The organism is Paraburkholderia sp. GAS38, assembly GCF_050434965.1.
In the GTDB taxonomy this organism is placed as follows: Bacteria; Pseudomonadota; Gammaproteobacteria; order Burkholderiales; family Burkholderiaceae; genus Paraburkholderia; species Paraburkholderia phenazinium_A.
In genome coordinates, this window is record NZ_JBNDJO010000009.1 from 163,035 (window position 1) to 182,003 (window position 18,969).

Genomic DNA, 18,969 nt, shown 5'->3' on the forward strand with positions numbered 1-18,969 from the left:
GGGAGAGAAAAATGATCAAGCCGGAAGCATTGGCCGCGCGTCTCGTGGACGTCGTGCTGGTCGTTTCGGGCGCGGCTATCGCGTCCCAGATCCGCTTTGACGACATCGGTCAGCGCAATATCTATTACGCCTTCGTCGCGTTCTCGGCGGCGTTCGCCCTCGCGTTGTTCCCGGCCTTCGGCGTCTATCAGTCATGGCGCGGCCGCTCGAAGATGGGCCTGATCGGCCAGGTGTCGCTCGCCTGGCTGACCGTGCAGACCTGTGCGCTGGTTCTGATGTTCACCTTGCACCGCAGCGACTTCGTGTCGCGTCTGTGGTTCGCCTACTGGACCGGCACCACGGGCGCGCTGATGATCGTTTCGCGCGTGCTGGTGCATCGCGTGCTGGCCCGCGTGCGGCATGCCGGGATGAATCTGCGCCAGGTGGCGGTGGTGGGGCGCGGCGCCCATGCGGCGCAACTGGTCCGCAAGATCGACGGCTGCACGGCGGCGGGTTTTCGCACGGCGGCGGTGCTGGACGTGGCGCATGACGGGCCGCCGCTAAGCGGCGTCATCAACGGTGTGATGCCTGCCGTGCCGGCCTTCGACGACCTGCATGCCTTCGCCGACTACATCCGTGCGCAGGACGTGCACGAGTTGTGGCTGGCGTTGCCGCTCTCCGAAGAGCACACCATCCACGCGTGCGTGAAAGAACTGCGCGACGACCTCGTCAATATTCGCTTCATGCCCGATCTGCGCAGCGTCGCGATGTTCGAGAGCACCATGATCGATCTGCTCGGCGTGCCGGCGATCAACCTGGTGGCTTCGCCGCTCTCGCAGACCTCGCAGTTGCAAAAGGAAATGTTCGACCGCCTGTTTGCAGCGGTGGCGCTGCTGTCCCTCGCGCCGCTGCTGGTGGCGATCGCAATTGCGATCAAGCTGTCCTCGCGCGGGCCGGTGCTGTTCAAGCAGAAGCGCAAGGGCGCCGACGGCCGCGTCTTCACCATCTACAAGTTTCGTTCGATGCGCCCGCATATCGAGAAGGCGGGCGCGCTCAGCCAGGCAACCCGTCACGATGCGCGCATCACGCGAGTCGGCGCGTTTCTGCGCCGCACCAGTCTCGACGAGCTGCCGCAGTTTTTCAACGTGCTACGCGGCGATATGTCGGTCGTCGGACCGCGCCCGCACGCCCTCGAGCATGACGATCTGTATCAGAAGGTGGTGGCCGGCTACATCCAGCGCTACCGGATCAAACCGGGCATCACCGGTTGGGCGCAGATCAACGGCTTCCGCGGTGAGACCGACCGGATCGAAAAAATGGAGCGGCGTGTTGAGCATGACCTGTACTACCTCGGTAACTGGTCCTTCGGATTGGACATGCGCATCATCGCAGCAACAATCGTCAAGGGCCTGGTGAATAACAATGCTTATTGACGCGGTGAGGGAGACAAACATGTGTCAAATAAAAGCGGCAACGTATAGGGTTGGCGTCGCGCACTCAACGGCGCATCGTATGCGGGTGCTCGGCATGATGGTGACGGTGGCGATGCTGTCGGCCTGTTCGATCGCGCCGGGCATGCGCATGATCCAGCCGCCTACGCTACCCGTCAGTAATACTGACGATGGCAAGGCCACCGGTGAGGAGCAGATCCCGATCACCGACATCACGCTGGCATCGGTGCAGCAGCAACGCACGATGCAGGCACAGCCGGGCGCAAGCGGCGCCGCGCCCCTGTATGGCCAGCCCGGTCCGTACAAGATCGGCCCAGGAGACGTGTTGCAGATTACGGTCTGGGATCACCCGGAACTGGCTGCCGCGGTGGGTCAGCCGAATGCGCCGAACCGGCCGTCGGATGCGGCCGCGGGCTTCATCGTCGACCACGAGGGCAACCTGCAGTTTCCGTATGTCGGATCGCTGCACGTGGCGGGCGACAGCGCCGAACAGGTGCAGCGCAAGGTGGTCGCCGATCTCAGCAAGGTGATGGTCAAGCCGCAAGTGACCGTGCGCGTCGCGTCGTTCCGCGCCGAGCAGATTTACATCGACGGCGAAGTGCGCTCGCCGGGCGCGCAGTCCATCAACGACATTCCGATGACCCTCACCGAAGCGATCAACCGCGCCGGCGGCTTCAGCCCGAATGCCGATCAGAGCCACGTCGTGATCGTGCGCGACGACAAGACGTACGAGATCAATGTCGCGCAGATGCTCAAGAACGGCGAGAACCCGTCGCGGGTGATCCTGCAGAACGGCGACCTGCTGCGCATTGAGGGCCGCGACGAATACGCCGTCTATGTGATGGGCGAAGTGGGCAAGCCGGCCACGGTGACGCCGATGAAGGACGGCAAGCTGACGCTGGGCGAGGCGATCTCGCAGGCCGGCAGCGTGAATCCGGGCACGTCCGATCCGAAGGAGCTCTATGTGATTCGCGGCGAGCCGAACGGCAAGCCGCAGATCTATCACCTCGATGCGCGCTCCCCGGTGGCCATGCTGCTCGCGAACCAGTTCGACCTGAAGCCGAAGGACGTGGTGTACGTCGACGCCAGTGGCCTCGTGCGCTTTAGCCGGGTGCTGGATCTGCTGTTGCCGCTGGTCAATGCAGGCGTGACGGGAGCGGTCGTGGCGAAGTGAGTGTGAGCGGGGCAAGCAGTGCGGGCGGTGCCGGCAGGACAGGCGCTTGACAGATCGGGACCCGGCGCGGCGCGCCGACCCAACCCAACGCAATCGTTGTGCAGGACTCGAGACACCATGGCTACCAATTTCGAAAATCGTTACGTCGATATCCAGAGTGCGGACGAACTGCATCTGTCGGATTACCTGTCCGTCGTGGCGCAGCATTGGCGCATGATTCTCACGGTCACGGTGGTGGCGCTGCTGATCGGCGCCACGGTGGCGTTCGTGCAGACGCCGGTGTACAAGGCCGACGCGATGATCCAGGTGGAAGACACCGCCGGGGCCGAGGGCAATGCCAACGGCAACAAGGATCCGTTGACAACCATGGCATCGATCTTCGACACGAAGGCGGTGACCTCGGCGCAGATCGAACTGATCCGTTCGCGCCTCGTGATCGACGAGACAGTGCGCAAGCTGCATCTGGACATCGCGGCGGCGCCGCGCATGCTGCCGGTGATCGGTCCGCTGCTGGCCCGTTTGCGCGGCGCCGATGGTCTTGCCGCGCCGCTGTTCGACATGCCTCAGTATGGATGGGGCGGCGAGCAGATCGCCGTGACGCTGTTCGATACGCCCAAGGAGATGTATGGCAAGCCGTTTGTCCTGACCGTGCAGCCGGACGACTCCTATGTCGTGACCGATGAGGCCGGCGCCGAAGTGTTGCGGGCGCGCGTGGGGCAGATGGCGGTGGGCGTCACGACTCACGGGCCGGTGCGTCTGCAGGTCGATCAGCTAACGGCGCGCCCCGGCACGCAGTTCGATCTGAAGCGCGCGTCGACGTTGGATACGGTCAACAAGCTGCAGAAAGCGCTCAATGTGGTGGAGACCAGTGTGCAGTCGGGCATCATCGCGGTGACCCTCGAGGGCGCCAATAGCGAGTTGACGGCGGCCATCGTCAATAGCATTGCACGGCAGTACGTCCAGCAGGACATCGACCGCAAGTCCGCCGAGGCCGAGCATACGCTCGCGTTTCTCGACCAGCAGTTGCCGCAGTTGCGCTCGGAGCTCGATCAGGCTGAACAGCGCTACAACACCTTCCGTAACCGCCAGGGCACGGTCGACCTGAGCGAGGAAAGCCGCCTGCTGCTGCAGCAGATCGTCGAGAACAAGACCAAGCTGGTGGACCTGCAGCAACAACGCGCCGAAATGGCGACGCGGTTTACCGCGGCCCATCCGGCGGTCGCGGCACTCGATGCGCAGATCGCCGCGCTGCAAAGCGTGCAGGGTCAACTGACGCATAACGTGTCGACCCTGCCCGATACCGAGCAGACCGCGCTGCGTCTGTTGCGCGACGTGCGCGTCGATACCGAGCTGTATACGAACCTGCTCAACAGCGCGCAGCAGTTGCGCATCATCAAGGCGGGGCAGGTGGGCAGCGTGCGCGTGGTCGATTATGCGGAACCCGCCGACGACCATGTGCGTCCGCAACGAGCCCTGATCATCGGCATCGCTGGCGGACTCGGTCTGGTGCTGGGAATCTGCGCCGCGTTCACGCGCCGCACGCTCTACGGCGGCGTGCAGAAAACGACGGAGATCGAAGCGTTGCTCGGCGTGCCGGTCTGCGCGGTGGTGCCGCGCAGCAGCCTGCAACTGCGCGTGCAACGCAATGTGGGTTTGCGGCGGGCCGGCGTGCATGTGCTCGCGGCTCAGGCGCCGGACGACGTCGCGGTCGAAGGGGTGCGCAGCCTGCGCACCACGCTGCAGTACGCGCTCACCTCGGCCCGCAACAACGTGGTGATGCTGACGGGGTCGCGGCCCGATGCGGGCAAGTCGTTCATGTCGGTGAATCTGTCGGCGCTGGTGGCGTCGGCGCATAAGCGCGTGCTGCTGATCGACGGCGACATGCGGCGCGGCGACATCCACAAGCATTTCGGACTGCCGCATACCCCGGGTCTTGCCGATGTGCTGAACGGCGCGGAGATCCAGGAGTGCGTGCTGCGCGACGTCTTGCCGGGACTCGACGTGCTCACCAAGGGCGGCTTGCCCGGCAATCCGTCGGAACTGCTGATGAGCGAGCGCTTTCGCACCTTGCTCGAACACTTCGCCAAAGTCTATGACCTCGTGATCGTCGATACGCCGCCGGTGCTGGCGGTGACCGATGCCGCGCTGATCGGCAAGCATGCGGGCACCACGCTGATGGTGGTGCGGCATGGACGGCACCCGGCCATGGAAATCTCCGAGGCGCTCAAGCGCCTGCTCAATGCAGGGGTGGCGCTGCACGGCGTGCTGCTGACCGACGTGCCGCCGCCGAAGCTCAACCTGGGCGGCTACACCGGCTACTACGGATACGAGAGCCGCGCGGACTGACGCCGCCCGCGCGGCTCGCGCTGCATGAACCGAGGTTCGCTTTTTCCCGCTTTTTCAAGTGCGTCCGGTGGACCGTCGGACGCACGGCACTGCAGTCAAACGCTTGACGAGGGGAACACAATGAATCGGAAGGTTGCTTTGATCACCGGCATAACAGGGCAGGACGGCTCATACCTGGCGGACTTGCTGCTGTCCAAGGGCTACGACGTGCACGGCATCAAACGGCGCACCTCGCTGTTCAACACCGATCGGATCGATCATCTGTGTTGCGATCCGCACGTGGCCGACCGGCATTTCTTCCTGCATCACGGGGATCTGACCGATTCCTCCAGTATCGTGCGCATCATCCAGCGCGTGCAGCCCGACGAGATCTACAACCTCGCCGCGCAGAGCCACGTGGCCGTGTCGTTCGAGGAGCCCGAATACACCGCGAATGCGGACGGCCTCGGCACGCTGCGGATTCTCGAGGCGATGCGTATTCTCGGACTCGAGAAGAAAACCCGCTTCTATCAGGCCTCGACCTCCGAGCTCTACGGACTCGTGCAGGAAGTGCCGCAGAAGGAAACCACGCCGTTCTATCCGCGCAGCCCGTATGCGGTGGCAAAGCTGTACGCGTACTGGATCACCGTCAATTATCGCGAAGCGTACGGCATGTATGCGTGCAACGGGATTCTCTTCAACCACGAATCGCCGGTGCGCGGCGAGACCTTCGTGACGCGCAAGATCACGCGCGCCATTGCCCGCATTGCGGTAGGGCTGCAGGACGACATGTACCTCGGCAATCTGTCCGCGCTGCGCGACTGGGGTCACGCGCGCGATTACGTCGAGATGCAATGGATGATGCTGCAACAGGACACGCCGGAAGATTTCGTGATCGCCACCGGGCAGCAGTACAGCGTGCGCGAGTTCATCCAGGCAGCCGCGGGCGAACTGGGCGTGACGGTGCGCTTCGAGGGCGAAGGCGTCGACGAGGTGGGGGTGGTCGACAAGGTGGAAGGCAAGGAGACGCGCCTGTCGCCGGGCGACGTGATCGTGCGGGTCGATCCGCGCTACTTCCGGCCGACCGAAGTGCAAACGCTGCTGGGCGATCCGTCCAAGGCGCATGCACGACTGGGCTGGCGACCGTCGACGTCGTTCCAGACGCTCGTCAAGGAAATGGTGCGCTCGGACTTCCAGATTGCGCGCCGCGACGCGCTCGTCACGCTGGCCGGCTTCAAGGCCCTTGAACATCACGAGTAACGGCTATGGACAAGAGCGCGCGCATTTTCGTGGCAGGCCATCGCGGCATGGTCGGCTCGGCCCTCGTACGCCGTCTGCGAACCGACGGCTACAGCGCAATCCTGACGAGGACCCACGCCGAGCTCGACCTGCTCGATCAGGCGGCGGTGCGCCGTTTCTTCGCCGCCGAAGCGGTGGACGTGGTGTTGCTGGCGGCCGCGCGAGTGGGCGGCATTCTCGCCAATTCGACGCAGCCGGCCGACTTCATCTATCAGAACCTGGCGATCGAAACCAATGTGATCCATGCCGCGTATCAGGCGGGCGTGACGCAACTGGTGTTCTTCGGCTCGTCGTGCATTTACCCCAAGGCGTGTGCGCAGCCTATCGAAGAAGCGTATCTGCTGAGTTCGGCGCTCGAGTCCACCAACGAGCCGTACGCGATTGCCAAGATCGCCGGCCTGAAGCTGTGCGAGGCCTATAACCGCCAGTACGGCACGAAGTACATCGCCTTGATGCCGACCAACCTCTATGGCCCGAACGACAACTACGACCTGCACAACAGCCATGTGCTACCGGCCCTGATCCGCAAGGCCCATGAGGCCAAGCTGCGCGGCGACGCGACGCTGACGGTGTGGGGCACCGGCACGCCGCGGCGCGAGTTCCTGCATGTCGACGACCTCGCCGCGGCCACCGCGTTCGTGCTGGAGCAAGGCGTTCCCGATGGTCTCCTGAACGTCGGCGTGGGCGAAGACCTGTCGATTCGCGAGCTGGCGCAGCGAGTGGCGCAAGCGGTGGGCTTTCACGGCGAGATCGTGTTCGACACCTCGAAGCCGGACGGCACGCCGCGCAAGCTGCTCGACGTCTCGCGCCTCGCACGCCTCGGCTGGCGGGCCCGCATCGGTCTGATGGAAGGGATCGAAGCCACCTATCTGGACTTTGTCGAACGCTTCGGCGCAAGCATGCTCTCCGAAGGGACGGTCTGATATGGTGGCGAATTCCGTGACGATTTTCCATAACGTAGTCTGGTCGCGTCACAAGGGCGTGGTGTTTTCGGCCCTGTACTCGATCTCGGCGGCGAGCTCGATCAAATATTCTATCGTACAGATTTCGGATACCGAAACGTTTCGTATCGGTTTCTCCGATGTGGATTATTCCTACCACCGCTATCCGATGCGCAAGCTGTTCGACGGCTGCTACGAGGATGTGCCGCACTGGCGCATGATGTGGCGCCTCACGCTCGAAGTCCTGAAGACCCGCGCTGACCTCGTCGTGCTGCCCGGCTATCACCGGCCGGAGTATTGGGCCATGCTGCTCGCCTGCATCGTCACAGGCAAGCGGCGCGCCGTGTTCTGCGATTCGACCGGGCGCGATCGTCCGCGCCGCATGCTGACCTCGGTTCCGAAGCGGGTGTTTTTCTCGCTGTGCGACGGCTATTTCGGCTTCGGCGAGCGCAGCCGCGAGTACCTGATGTCGCTCGGCGCCAAGCGCGAACGCATCTTCGTACCTTGCCAGGCGGCGGCGCTGCCGTGGTCGTTCGTGCCCGAGCGTGCGGTCGCCGACCGCGTCGCCGCGCGGGCTGGCGAGCGTCCGGTGTTTCTGTTCGTCGGCCGCCTGTCGCAGGAAAAGGGCATCGACGCGTTGCTCGAAGCGTTCGCGGACGTGAAGCAACAGATACCGGCGGCGAAACTGCGCATCGTCGGCACCGGGCCGCTCGCCGATCCGTTGCAACAGAAGGTGACCGAAGCCCGCTTGAGGGATGGGGTGTGCTTCCTCGGCAGCCTGCAGGACGAAGCCCTCTCGCGCGAGTATTTCGCCGCCGCCTGCCTCGTGTTGCCGAGCCTCAGCGAACCGTGGGGGCTGGTCGTGAACGAGGCGCTGAACCACGGTTGCCCCGCGGTCGTCAGCGACAACTGCGGTTGCGTGCCGGAACTCGTGATCGACGGCGTCACCGGTTATGCGTTCAGGTCGGGCGACGTTGCGTCGCTGCGCCGTTCCATGCTGAGGGCGCTCGAAGCCTTCGCCGATGCAGGCGAGACCGCGACGCAATGCATGAAGGTCATCCAGCGCTTCGATCCGCCGAGCGCGGCCGCCAACATTGCACGGGGCTGCGCCACCATGCTGACCCGCTAGACAGGCAGGTGTCGTACCGCAGTTGAGCGTTTGCGCCGCTGCAACGCGCCGTTGGGCGCGTGGCGGGGTGGACGCCGAAGGGGGATCTTGTATGAGGCTTCTGATCGTAGGGCTTAACTATGCCCCCGAGCTGACGGGAACCGGCAAATATACCGCCGAGATGGCGGAGGCGCTGGTCGCCCAGGGGCATGAGGTGCGCGTGATTTGCGGCCAACCCTATTATCCGCAGTGGCAGGTCGCGGACGGCTATCGCGCGTGGCGCTATCGCTCCGAACAGAGGCTCGGCGTGCGGGTGCTGCGTGTGCCGTTATGGGTGCCGCGCGTTCCCACGGGCGTGAAGCGCCTGCTGCACCTGGCGAGCTTTGCGCTCGCCGCCTTGCCGGTTCTGGCCGCGCAACTGCGGTGGCGTCCGCACGTGGTGATGAGCATTGCGCCGAGCCTGATGAGTGCGCCGGGTGCGTTGTTGCTGGCGCGCGCGAGCGGCGCCAAAACATGGCTGCATATTCAGGACTACGAGGTTGACGCCGCGTTCGAACTGGGCGTGATTCATGGTACGCGAGCACGACGCTTCGCACTCGCGATCGAACGCACGCTGCTGGCCCGTTTCGACGTCGTCTCGAGTCTCTCCGAAAAGATGGTGGAGCGGGCCGTCCTGAAGGGCGTGGATCCGCTCAAGACGTGCGGTCTTATCAACTGGGTCGATACGCGCGTGATCGCGCCGCTGCCGCATGTGAGTTCGTACCGGCAATTGCTTGGGCTCGATCTGCCGGTTCGGCAAACCGTCGTGCTGTATGCGGGGAATATGGGCGCGAAGCAGGGCCTCGACATTCTCGCCGAGGCGGCGCAGGCGCTCGCGCGGCGCCACGATATCCATTTTGTGTTTTGCGGCAACGGGCCTGCGCAGGCGCAACTCGAACAGCGTTGTGCGGGTGCGCCCAACTGTCACTTCATGCCGCTGCAACCGGCGCAGCGCCTGAACGAACTGCTGAACCTCGCCGACATTCACGTGCTGCCGCAGCGCGGCGGCGCTGCGGATCTGGTGATGCCGTCCAAGCTCGGCGGCATGCTTGCGAGCGGCCGCGCGATCGTGGCGATGGCCTGCCCCGGCACGGAACTGTTCGACGTGGTCGCGCCGCGCGGCGTGGTGGTGCCGCCGGAGGACGTGACGGCGCTGGTTGCCGCGATCGAGGCGCTGGCCGCCGATCCCGCACGACGGATCGCACTCGGTCTCGCGGCACGCGACTATGCCGAGCGCACCTTGTCGAGCGCGCGGGTGTTGGGCGGCTTGAATGCGCGGCTGCGCGCGCTCGCCGGGCAGGACGACGTGACGGTGGGCAGCGTGGATCTGTCTAACTCCACCGCCGTGGATGGCGTGCCGGGCGGCATCGCCGGCAGCCTCACAGCGGGCCTGGCGAGCGGTTTGACAGGCGCGGTATCGGGCGGCGTATCGGCCAATGCGTCAGGCGATGCTGCGGAAGAGCAAGTGGGTGCGGGACGGCTTGAGCCAACCCAGGTCGAGTGAATCGAGCGGGCCTTGTATAGCCCGCGTCAGCAGAGCGTGCGATCTAGTAGGGCAGCTTGTAGACCGGGCGTGTCTCGGCGCCAAGGCCATAAGGTTGCGGCCCGGCGCCGCCCAGCGCGTAGGGATCGCCGGGCGCGGCCTTCGCCTTGCGCGCAGCCGGCGCGGCAATCCCGCCGCCGGCCTGCGGCATGCCGGGCGCCGCGAGCATGTGCTCTTCCGGCGTGGCGGCCTGGCCTCCCGGCATGCCGGGCGTCGTGCCCGGTTGCACGACGCCGGCCGTCTGCGACTGGTAGATATCGTCATACGCTTGCGGGCCGCCCCTCAGTTGCGCTTCGTTCGCATCGTAGGGCGTCACGGCGGCGGCGCCATCGGCGCGTGCGGCCTGGGTCGGAAAAAGCGCGCACGTCAGTGCAAAGGATGCGGTGAGTGCAGTGCGTCGAACGATGTCGATCATGTCGGTTCCTTCGCTCGTTGCCATGCCTGTTATGGGGCGCGATATCGCTATGGTAGTGGCTATCGCGACACGCTTTGAACGCGATGCTAGTGCAAAGACGACAAAGCCCGTGCAGATGGAGCCAATCGCCTGGAGCGGAAATCCAACTCGCAGCGGCATGTGCAAAATTTCCTACTTATCACCGTTCCTTACGCGACGCGGCGGTCTGCCCGCGCGACGCACCGGTGACCAACGTGCCCTCCGTATGCGGGTGAGCGACGGCATTCCACTGAAGCGGGGTATGCGGATGAAGCGTGACGAGCTCGACGGCCCGCTGGAGTGGGACCCGGACAGCGTTGGGACGCCGTTGGCCCCGCCACGCGTGATCGACCTGAGCCTTGCCGGCAAGGGTAATTACGTGCGCCGCAAGAGCCGGCTGGTGGAGGCGGTCTGGTTCGTGGTCGAGGCGTGCGTGATCAACAACCGGCTGGTGCCGTTTTCCGCGCTGCGGGTCGCGCTATTGCGCGCGTTCGGCGCGCAGATCGGCAGCGGTTGCCGTTTCGTGCATCCGCTACGTGTGAAGGCGCCCTGGAATCTCGAGGTGGGCGCGAATTGCTGGTTCGGCGTGGACTCGTGGATCTATAACCAGGCGCCGATCCGGATCGGCAGCAACGTGTGCATCTCGCAAGGGGTCTTTCTCACCTCGGGGTCGCATGACGCGGCCGGCAATATGGATTTGCAGGTCGCGCCCATCGTGATCGAGGACGGCGTGTGGATCAGTTCGAAGTGCGTGGTTCAGAAGGGCGTGACGATCGGACGTTCCGCGGTCGTGACGCCGCTTTCGGTGGTGCACCGTTCACTGCCGGCGGCGGGCATCTATGGCGGTAATCCTTGCCGTTTCATTCGCCAGCGATTCAGTTCCTGAGGAACGGCAGCACGGCCTGGCGGGCCGCGCTGCGTTCTTGTCGTGCCGCATCTTGTAGCGTGACCGATGATAGATGAGCGTCGGTGAATGAGCAGTAGTACTAAAACGGGGAGGTTACGGGATGTTTATCGATACCCGTAGTGTCGAGGAAGGAACGTGCGTAGGGACCACGGTCTGCATCATCGGTGCGGGCGCCGCGGGGATTACGCTGGCGCTCGAAATGGAACGGCTCGGCATCGATACCTGCGTGCTCGAAAGCGGCGGCTTCAAGCCCGATGAACAGACACGCGATCTGTACCGCGGCGAAAACGCCGGGCTGCCCTATCAGTTCGCCGACGGCAGCCGCAGCCGCTATCTGGGCGGCAGCAGCAATTGCTGGGGCGGCTGGTGCCGCCCGCTCGACCCGCTGGATTTCGAAAAGCGCGACTGGGTCGCGCATAGCGGCTGGCCGTTCGGTCTCGACGAACTCATGCCGTTCTATGCGCGCACGCACGCCGTGCTCAAACTCGGCCCGAACAATTTCGACCCGCAGTTCTGGGAAACGGCGATCGGCCGGCCCGACGTGCGCCGTTTGCCGCTCGTAACCGGCAACGTCCGCGATACGGTGTCGCAATTCAGCCCGCCGGCGCGCTTCGGCAGGCTGTACCGCAAGGAACTGGAGAGCTCGCGGCGCATCAGCGTGTACCTGTATGCCAATGTGCTCAATATCGACACCGATAGCGCGGCGCGTACCGTAACGAAGGTCGACGTCGCGACGCTAAGCGGACGTCACATCAGCGTGCGCGCGAAACTGTTCGTGTTGGCAACCGGCGGCATCGAGAACGCGCGCCTGCTGCTCGCCTCGAACCGGATCCGCCCGGCCGGCCTCGGCAACGGTCATGACCTCGTCGGCCGCTTCTACATGGATCATCCGCGGCTGATGTCGGCGGAGATCCAGTTTAGCCGCGCGTGGTCGCGCAACAAGCTCTACGACATCAAGTACCACTACCAGAATGCTGCCGTATCGGCGCACGGCACCCGCATTGCCTCGCAGTTCGCGCTGACCGCGGAGCTGCTGCAGCGCGAGCGCTTGCTGAACGCGCGCGTGTGGTTCTTCTCGAGGTTCGCCGGCGAAGGCAGCAAGGCGGCCGAAGCGCTGATCCGCTGCAAGCAGGGGTTGTTGCACAAGGACCAGCCAGGCTGGAAGCTGGGGCGCGATCTCGTCACCATGGCCTCGCACCCAACCGATACGGCGGGCTTTGCGCTGACGCGCATCCTGCATCCGCGCGCATTGATCAGGAGTGTCAAGTTGCAGGCCATCGTCGAAGCGGAGCCGAATCCCGATAGCCGTGTGACGCTTTCGGAGCAGAAGGACCAGTTGGGCATGAACCGGGTGCGCGTCGCCTGGCAACTGACCTCGAACGTGCAGCGGACGTTCGACCGCACCTTCGCGCTGATCGCGGAAGAGTTGCAGCGCAGCGGCGTGGCCGCAGTGAAGCTCGATGCGCCGATCGAGGGGCAGCTCTGGCCCGTCGGCCTGGAGGGCACCTGGCATCATATGGGCACCACACGCATGCACGATTCGCCGGGCGAAGGGGTGGTGGACCGAAATTGCAAGGTGCATGGCATGACCAATCTGTTCATTGCCGGCAGCTCGGTGTTTCCGACGGTGGGCGCCAATTTTCCGACCATTACCATCGTCGCGTTGACGCTGCGCCTGGCAGGCCACATCGCCGTCGAACTGAGTACGCCGCAAGCGATGCTCGTGAGCCAGCCCGGCCTCGACGATCCCCCCAGCGAGGTGGCCGCGCCTGCTCCGAGCGAACTGGCGTGGGCCGCCTCGATCGCGCCTGCGCCGGGGAATGGTCTGCTATCACTCGGCAAGCAATGACGGCAATGAAAATTCTTCATTTACTTGCTTCGCTCGATCCGCGCGCCGGCGGCCCCGCGGAAGGCGTGCGGCAGGGCGGCGCGATGTTGCGGGCCATGGGGCATCAGGTCGAGGTGCTGACGTTGGACGGCGCCGACGCGCCGTTCCTGCAGGACTTTCCATTGCCGTTGCATGTGTTGGGGCCGACGCGCAGCACGTACGCCTATTCTGCGCAACTCGTGCCCTGGCTGCGGCAGCACGCGCCGGAGTTCGACGCGGTGATCGTCAACGGACTCTGGCAGTACCACAGCTTCGGCACCTGGCGCGCGCTGCGCAATCTCGAGGTGCCGTACTACGTGTACGTGCACGGCATGCTCGACCCGTGGTTCAAACGGACCTATGCGTTGAAGCATCTGAAGAAATGGCTGTACTGGCCGTGGGCGGACTATCGCGTGCTGCGCGATGCCCGCGCCGTGCTGTACACCACCGAGGACGAACGTCTCGCGGCGCATGAGTCGTTCTGGCTCTACCGCGCGACCGAAGCCGTCTCGACATATGGCACGAGTGCGCCGCCGCGCAACGACGACGAACTGCGTGAAGCATTTCTGTCGGCGTACCCGCACTTGCGCGGCAAGCGCGTGATCCTGTTTCTCGGCCGGGTCCACGAAAAGAAGGGCTGCGATCTGCTGATCCGGGCCTTTGCGAAGGTGGCGGCGCTCGACGCCGAGGTTCATCTCGTCATGGCCGGCCCCGATAGCAACGGTTGGCTTGCGGCCTTGCGCGAGCAAACGGAACAACTGGGTCTGGCCGCGCGCGTCACCTGGACCGGCATGCTGCAGGGACCGCTCAAGTGGGGCGCCTTCTATGCGAGCGAGGCTTTCGCGCTGCCGTCGCATCAGGAGAATTTCGGCGTTGCGGTGGCCGAGGCGCTGGCGTGCGGCGTGCCCGCGCTGATCTCGGACAAGGTGAACATCTGGCGCGAGATCGCCGCCGACGGCGCCGGCTTCGTGGCGCCGGATACGGTCGAAGGCACCGAGCAGAATTTGCGGCGCTGGCTTGCGCTCGATGCCGGCGCGCGGGCCCACATGGGCGCGCGGGCGCGGGCGCTGTTCAAGGCGCGCTTCACCGTCGAAGCCATGGCGCGCGATCTGTTGAACGTGCTGGAAGGCGAAGCCTTCGCGCTGCCAGCAGGGCTCGACACTTCCGCTGCGCGCCGGGCGTAACGATGAGCAACGGGACACGAGGCACCGCATGAACCACACGTTCCATCGGCCGGGGCTGCAGGCATGAGATCGACCTCACGCGAGCCGCGCAGCGCCTTACCCGCGCTCACCAGCATCCGCTTTTTCGCGGCGTTGTGGGTGGTGGTGTCGCATCTGGCGGTGATGGGCTACGTGAATTTCTCGGCGCCGGTGCGCTGGGTGGCGGGCGACAGCCGCCCGGCGGTGACGTTCTTCTTCGTGCTGTCGGGCTTCATCCTCGCGCACAACTACGGCGACGGCCTCGATGGCGAGGGGATGCGGCGCTTTTACGTGGCGCGCTTCGCGCGGATCTATCCGATGCTGGTGTTCTCGCTGTTGCTGGCGGCACCGGTGACCGCCATCCTGCTGATCTCGGACGACCACGCGCACCTGTTCGAATGGTACGGGCTGCCTGGCAATCCTGCTCTGCCGCTGATTGCCAGCCTGCTGGCGCAACTGCTGTGCCTGACCGCCTGGCTGCCGTTTGCCGCGCTCAATCAGCCCTGGGATGGGCCGACCTGGAGCATTTCGTGCGAGGCCTTTTTCTACCTGGCGTTTCCGCTGCTGGTGGCCTTCGTCAAACGGATCACGCCGGCTCAACGCGGCCTGCTGCTGCTTGCCGGGTTCTGCGCCCAAGGGTTGTGGATCGCCGCGCTGCCGCATTTGCTGCCGCCTTCGCGCAGCGGCTTTCTGACCTCGCAGTTTCCGCCTACTCATCTGTTCGAGTTCGTGCTGGGTATTGCCGCGCAGTGCTATTGCCGCGAGTTGCAGCGTGGTGGGCGGCGGTACGATCGCGAGGCGCTGCGGGCGTCGCTGCTGGCGGTGTTGGGGATCGGCGTGCTGTCGGTGTGGCGTCCGCTTGCGCCGGCCTACTATCTGCTGTCGCCGTGTTTTGCGCTGCTGGTGGGCGGTATTGCCATGCAGAAACGGCCCGCCTGGGGGCTGCTGGGCCTGCGGCCGATGGTCGTGCTGGGCGAGGCGAGTTTCTCGCTTTACCTCATCCACGTCCCGCTGATTCATCTGGCCGAACTCGCCGGCATCGGCCCGCGCGGCGCGCTTGCACTGCTGGCCGGCATGGTGGGCTTGAGCGTGATTCTCTTCTTCGCCATCGAGCGGCCCATGCGGACGGCGATCCTGCGGCGTTACGGGCAACGCGCGAGCGCCGCGCCCAGTCCTGCTATTACCGCATGATTACGGCGTTTGCGGCCTGCTGACGGACCGCTTTGCGGGCCGGGCCCACGGCCATGCAGCCATGCAGCCCCACACCCACACACCCGCACGCACTACGGCAGCGCACGCCGCTGGCAGATCATGAAGTACTGCGAACTCATCCACCATGGCAACCAGTCAAGCGGGCTGCGAAACACCTGCTCGACCATGAACTGTGTGCTGACGAGCGAGCGCAACTCCCGGAAATCGAAGCCCTTGTGCGTGATGCGGGGATTCTCGGGCCGCGAGATCCTGAGCCCTGCAACGGAGCGCAGTACTTCACCCGCCGAATAGCCGACGCGGATATCCCGGCCGCGGATCGCCCAGTTCACGAGCTTCGGAATGACCGAGGCGCCGTACATGATCGGCACGGAGATGATCAGCACGCCGTCTTCGTGGAGGATCTGCGCGGCGTTATTCAGCAGCGTGTCGAGTTCGTTCGGGTAGAGGTGCTCGCAGACTTCCAGCACCGTCAGGATGTCGACGGAGCCCGGCTCCAGGTCCTCGAGGCGTACCTCGTAGCGGATCTCGGGATAGGCCGGCTGCATATACGGATCGAGGCCGATCAGGCGCAGGTCGGGGCGAATCTGCCCCAACGTATGCAGGAAGAGTCCGGGACCCGAGCCGAAATCGACCACGGTCGCATCGGGAGCGCAAAAGCGTTCAACCAGTTTCAAGGCGAGGGCGATGCGGGCCCGGTGTGCGTAGCGTGCCAGCGGGTTGGCCGATTCGACGGTCTGGCTGGCATAAGAGATATTTCTCATCATGATCTCCCGATTGTTCTCTGTTCTGGTTTGGTTTGGTAATTGGGGCTGCGGCGGACGTTTTAGGTGCTTAGTACTCCGTCGCTGACTGCGCCCGGTGGCTCGCGGCTGCCGGTGGAGGGGAGACGGGAAGAGAAGCGGGAAGAGGGCGTGCGGCTTGCCGGCGCCCGATCAGTCGCCGCCGTGCCCAGCGCGAAGCGGGCTGCTCGATTTCGCGCGCCGTGACGAGCGCGGCCGCATGCGCGAGCAGCAGGACGACGACCGCACCGAGCGCAAACGTGGCGACCGGGTAGTGTCGCGCGACATCCGACAACGGCGTCTTCAACGCCATGCGCACGGCAAAGATCGCCAGAAAGTGCCAGATGTAGATGCCATAGCTGTTCTGGCCGATACGCAGCACGACCGGCGCCAGCAGCATGCGGGCCGGCACGCCGCACAGGGCGACCAGCAGCGCGGCGGACGCGAACGCCACAAGCACCGGCACGGCGGCAAACGCCTCCATGCCGATGGCGGCGACCAGCAGCGCACCGAAGCCGGCGAGGGCGGCTGCCGCCGCGACGGTTGTCAGGCGCGACGCCCGTTGAGCCCCCGACAGCAGCGGCTTGTAAAGATGCCAGAGCCAGAAGCCGACGATGAAGCACGGCAACTGGGTGGGCGGCCAGTAGTAGAGAAAGGTATTGTTCGGCACTGTGCAGCCCGCGTGGCCGAGGCACGCTCCGGCGTAGAGGAAGACGCTACAGAGGAGCGCCGTGCCGACGGTGATGACCCACAATCCTGAGCGTGTTTTCGCGGCGAAGAACAGCAGCGGCGCGAGCGCATAGAAGAACATTTCGATGCCGATCGACCAGCCGCCCGGCACGACGCTGTTGACGGCGGACGGCACCCACGCATGGATGAACAGCAGGTTCGCCACGACATCCGTCAGGTGATGAGGGGCGAGCACCTGGGCATGAGCGAAGCGTGTCCCCAGCAGGTCGAGGATGCCGTACACGGCGACGCCGATGTAGTAGAGCGGCGCAATGCGAAAGAAACGCTTGATGTAAAACATGCGCACGGCTTCGCGCGTGCTGGCCGTCTGCTGCCCGGCATCTTCGAGCGTCTTGCAGATCGTGATCGCGCTGATGACGAAGAACAGTTGCACGCCGTATTGGCCGTACTCCGTTACGTGTTGCAGCGTGGCAGGCAGGTTCGGCAGGAACAACGCCAGATGTATTGCGATGACGCCGGTAATGGCCAAAGCGCGACCCACGTCGAGGATCGCAAATCGCTGACTGGCGCTCATCGACTCCCTCCAGAGAACTGCTTTTTTGGGGCACTCCGCGCTGGGACGCCAGCATCTGGCGCGAAGCAGCTTGCCGCCCCTGACGCCTGCTGTCGGTCCACCCGGAACCCTTGGCTCCACAGTACCCGCGCCCTTTATTGCTTTTCCGCCATAGCGGCACGTTTTTCCGACAGATTGCTTGCAGAAGGCTCAGTTTCTTACCGACGAACACTAGGCTGTACACGCCGCGTACGAACCCCATTGAAATGCAGCCGGTACTATCGGTCCATACGAACAGGGGGCGCTGTGAAAACCAACTACGCCGAATTGCATTCGCTCCGCGGCATCGCCGCGCTGATCGTTGTCAGCACCCATTTCCTGATCATCCTGCCGCAGTTCTATAGCGGCGTCACTTTGCACAGCGGCTGGCTTTCGGTACTCCTGAAATACACGCCGTTCCACTTCCTGCTCGGCGGCCACGGCTCCGTGGTCCTGTTCTTCGCGTTGAGCGGATTTGTCCTCGCGCAGGCGTTTCTGGGCGGTAAGAAGGTGTCCTACGGGACCTATCTGATCCGGCGCGTCCTGCGCATCATGCCGGCCTACTGGATTGCGATCCTCGCGGCATGCGCGCTCGCGAGCATCGTGCCGGGCTATAGCGACGCCAGACTGAGCGACTGGTATCGCGGTGTCGCGAATCAGCCGCTGCCCACGCTCGACGTCGTGCTGGGCCACCTGTTATTGATCGGACAGTTCGACACCGAACGGGTCAATCCGGTGGTCTGGTCGCTGGTGCACGAGATGCGCATCTCCATCATCTTCCCGTTTCTGGCGATGTTCGCGGCGCGCCGTCCACCGAAATTCGTGCTGCTCGTGACGGCGCTGGCCGTGCCGCTGTCGATCGCGCTGCAGTTCCTGTCGGCGAGCTTCGGGGCGACGCTCGAATACGTCCCGGTGTTCATGTTCGGCATTCTGCTGGCGATGCATCTGCCGGCCTGTTCCGCATGGTTTCTCGCGAAGTCCGGCCTGTTCAGGATCGGCTCCGCGGTGGCCGCCTTCCTGCTCATATACTACGTGCGCACCAACGAAGCGACGCCGATGTGGATCAGCAGCATCCTCGAGTACTTCCAGGGGGCTGCCGCCACGCTGCTGATGCTGGTCGCGATCAGCTCGGCGCGCACCGGCCGCGTGCTCAAACACAGTGTGGCGCGCTTCTTCGGCGATATCTCGTACAGCCTGTATCTGTGGCACGTGCCTGTCCTGATCGCCACCATCAAGCTGCTGGGAGCGTCGTCGTTGCCGCTCGCCGTCGTGATGCTGATTGGCCTGAGCCTCGCGGTGCTGGTGTCGCTGCTGAGCTTCCGTCTGATCGAACGGCCCTTCATGGCGCTCGGCAAGGCGCTCACTTCAAAGCGCAGCAAGCTCGTTGTGTCGTCTACCTGATGGCGGGCACTTCGTCACGCATGCGTC

15 protein-coding genes are annotated in these 18,969 nt (G+C 64.7%); 12 read left to right on the forward strand and 3 right to left on the reverse strand.

The window, feature by feature from the left end:
• The first annotated feature begins 11 nt into the window (after positions 1-11).
• The 7 genes from P3T42_RS21670 (at position 12) to P3T42_RS21700 (ending at position 9,820) form a co-directional block, all read left to right on the forward strand.
• Entirely contained in the window at positions 12-1,412 is a 1,401-nt protein-coding gene (locus P3T42_RS21670) for an undecaprenyl-phosphate glucose phosphotransferase (protein ID WP_074297864.1), read from the forward strand.
• 79 nt (positions 1,413-1,491) lie between these two features.
• A complete protein-coding gene (locus P3T42_RS21675) occupies positions 1,492-2,604 on the forward strand; it encodes a polysaccharide biosynthesis/export family protein (protein ID WP_429307199.1) in 1,113 nt (370 codons plus the stop codon).
• A 117-nt stretch (positions 2,605-2,721) separates the two neighbouring features.
• Positions 2,722-4,950, forward strand: a complete 2,229-nt coding sequence (locus tag P3T42_RS21680; protein ID WP_074297868.1) for a polysaccharide biosynthesis tyrosine autokinase — start codon at positions 2,722-2,724, stop codon at positions 4,948-4,950.
• Between the two features lie 120 nt (positions 4,951-5,070).
• Positions 5,071-6,189 carry a GDP-mannose 4,6-dehydratase gene (gene gmd, locus P3T42_RS21685; RefSeq protein WP_074297870.1) on the forward strand — a complete coding sequence of 373 codons (1,119 nt, stop codon included), beginning with the start codon at positions 5,071-5,073 and terminating at the stop codon, positions 6,187-6,189.
• 5 nt (positions 6,190-6,194) lie between these two features.
• Positions 6,195-7,151, forward strand: coding sequence for a GDP-L-fucose synthase family protein (locus P3T42_RS21690; protein ID WP_074297872.1), 957 nt, complete (start codon positions 6,195-6,197; stop codon positions 7,149-7,151).
• Between the two features lie 4 nt (positions 7,152-7,155).
• Entirely contained in the window at positions 7,156-8,298 is a 1,143-nt protein-coding gene (locus P3T42_RS21695; protein ID WP_074301556.1) for a glycosyltransferase family 4 protein, read from the forward strand.
• A 91-nt stretch (positions 8,299-8,389) separates the two neighbouring features.
• Positions 8,390-9,820: a glycosyltransferase WbuB gene (locus P3T42_RS21700; protein WP_429307200.1), complete on the forward strand. Its 1,431-nt coding sequence runs from the start codon at positions 8,390-8,392 to the stop codon at positions 9,818-9,820.
• A 43-nt stretch (positions 9,821-9,863) separates the two neighbouring features.
• Here the strand turns inward: P3T42_RS21700 and P3T42_RS21705 are convergent, their stop codons facing one another.
• Positions 9,864-10,274 (reverse strand): hypothetical protein, encoded by a 411-nt coding sequence (locus tag P3T42_RS21705; RefSeq protein ID WP_429307201.1) that lies wholly within the window; start codon positions 10,272-10,274, stop codon positions 9,864-9,866.
• Positions 10,275-10,560: 286 nt separating this feature from the next.
• Here P3T42_RS21705 and P3T42_RS21710 point away from each other — a divergent pair, with 286 nt between their 5' ends.
• The 4 genes from P3T42_RS21710 (at position 10,561) to P3T42_RS21725 (ending at position 15,459) form a co-directional block, all read left to right on the forward strand.
• Positions 10,561-11,178 carry a DapH/DapD/GlmU-related protein gene (locus P3T42_RS21710; protein WP_083640709.1) on the forward strand — a complete coding sequence of 206 codons (618 nt, stop codon included), beginning with the start codon at positions 10,561-10,563 and terminating at the stop codon, positions 11,176-11,178.
• Positions 11,179-11,299: 121 nt separating this feature from the next.
• Positions 11,300-13,048, forward strand: coding sequence for an FAD-dependent oxidoreductase (locus tag P3T42_RS21715; protein ID WP_074297878.1), 1,749 nt, complete (start codon positions 11,300-11,302; stop codon positions 13,046-13,048).
• A gap of 5 nt (positions 13,049-13,053) precedes the next feature.
• Complete coding sequence (locus tag P3T42_RS21720; protein WP_074297880.1) at positions 13,054-14,250, forward strand: glycosyltransferase; 1,197 nt, start codon at positions 13,054-13,056, stop codon at positions 14,248-14,250.
• A gap of 63 nt (positions 14,251-14,313) precedes the next feature.
• On the forward strand, positions 14,314-15,459 hold the full coding sequence (locus P3T42_RS21725; protein WP_074297882.1) for an acyltransferase family protein: 1,146 nt from the start codon (positions 14,314-14,316) through the stop codon (positions 15,457-15,459).
• A 92-nt stretch (positions 15,460-15,551) separates the two neighbouring features.
• On the opposite strand, the gene P3T42_RS21730 is transcribed toward P3T42_RS21725, so the two are convergent.
• The gene (locus P3T42_RS21730; protein ID WP_429307202.1) at positions 15,552-16,244 is read right to left on the reverse strand and encodes a class I SAM-dependent methyltransferase; all 693 of its coding nucleotides are present in this window, start codon (positions 16,242-16,244) and stop codon (positions 15,552-15,554) included.
• A gap of 67 nt (positions 16,245-16,311) precedes the next feature.
• Entirely contained in the window at positions 16,312-17,523 is a 1,212-nt protein-coding gene (locus tag P3T42_RS21735) for an acyltransferase family protein (protein ID WP_429307203.1), read from the reverse strand.
• A 285-nt stretch (positions 17,524-17,808) separates the two neighbouring features.
• Between P3T42_RS21735 and P3T42_RS21740 the strand changes: the two genes are divergently transcribed.
• Entirely contained in the window at positions 17,809-18,942 is a 1,134-nt protein-coding gene (locus P3T42_RS21740) for an acyltransferase family protein (RefSeq protein WP_074297886.1), read from the forward strand.
• Positions 18,943-18,969: the final 27 nt, after the last annotated feature.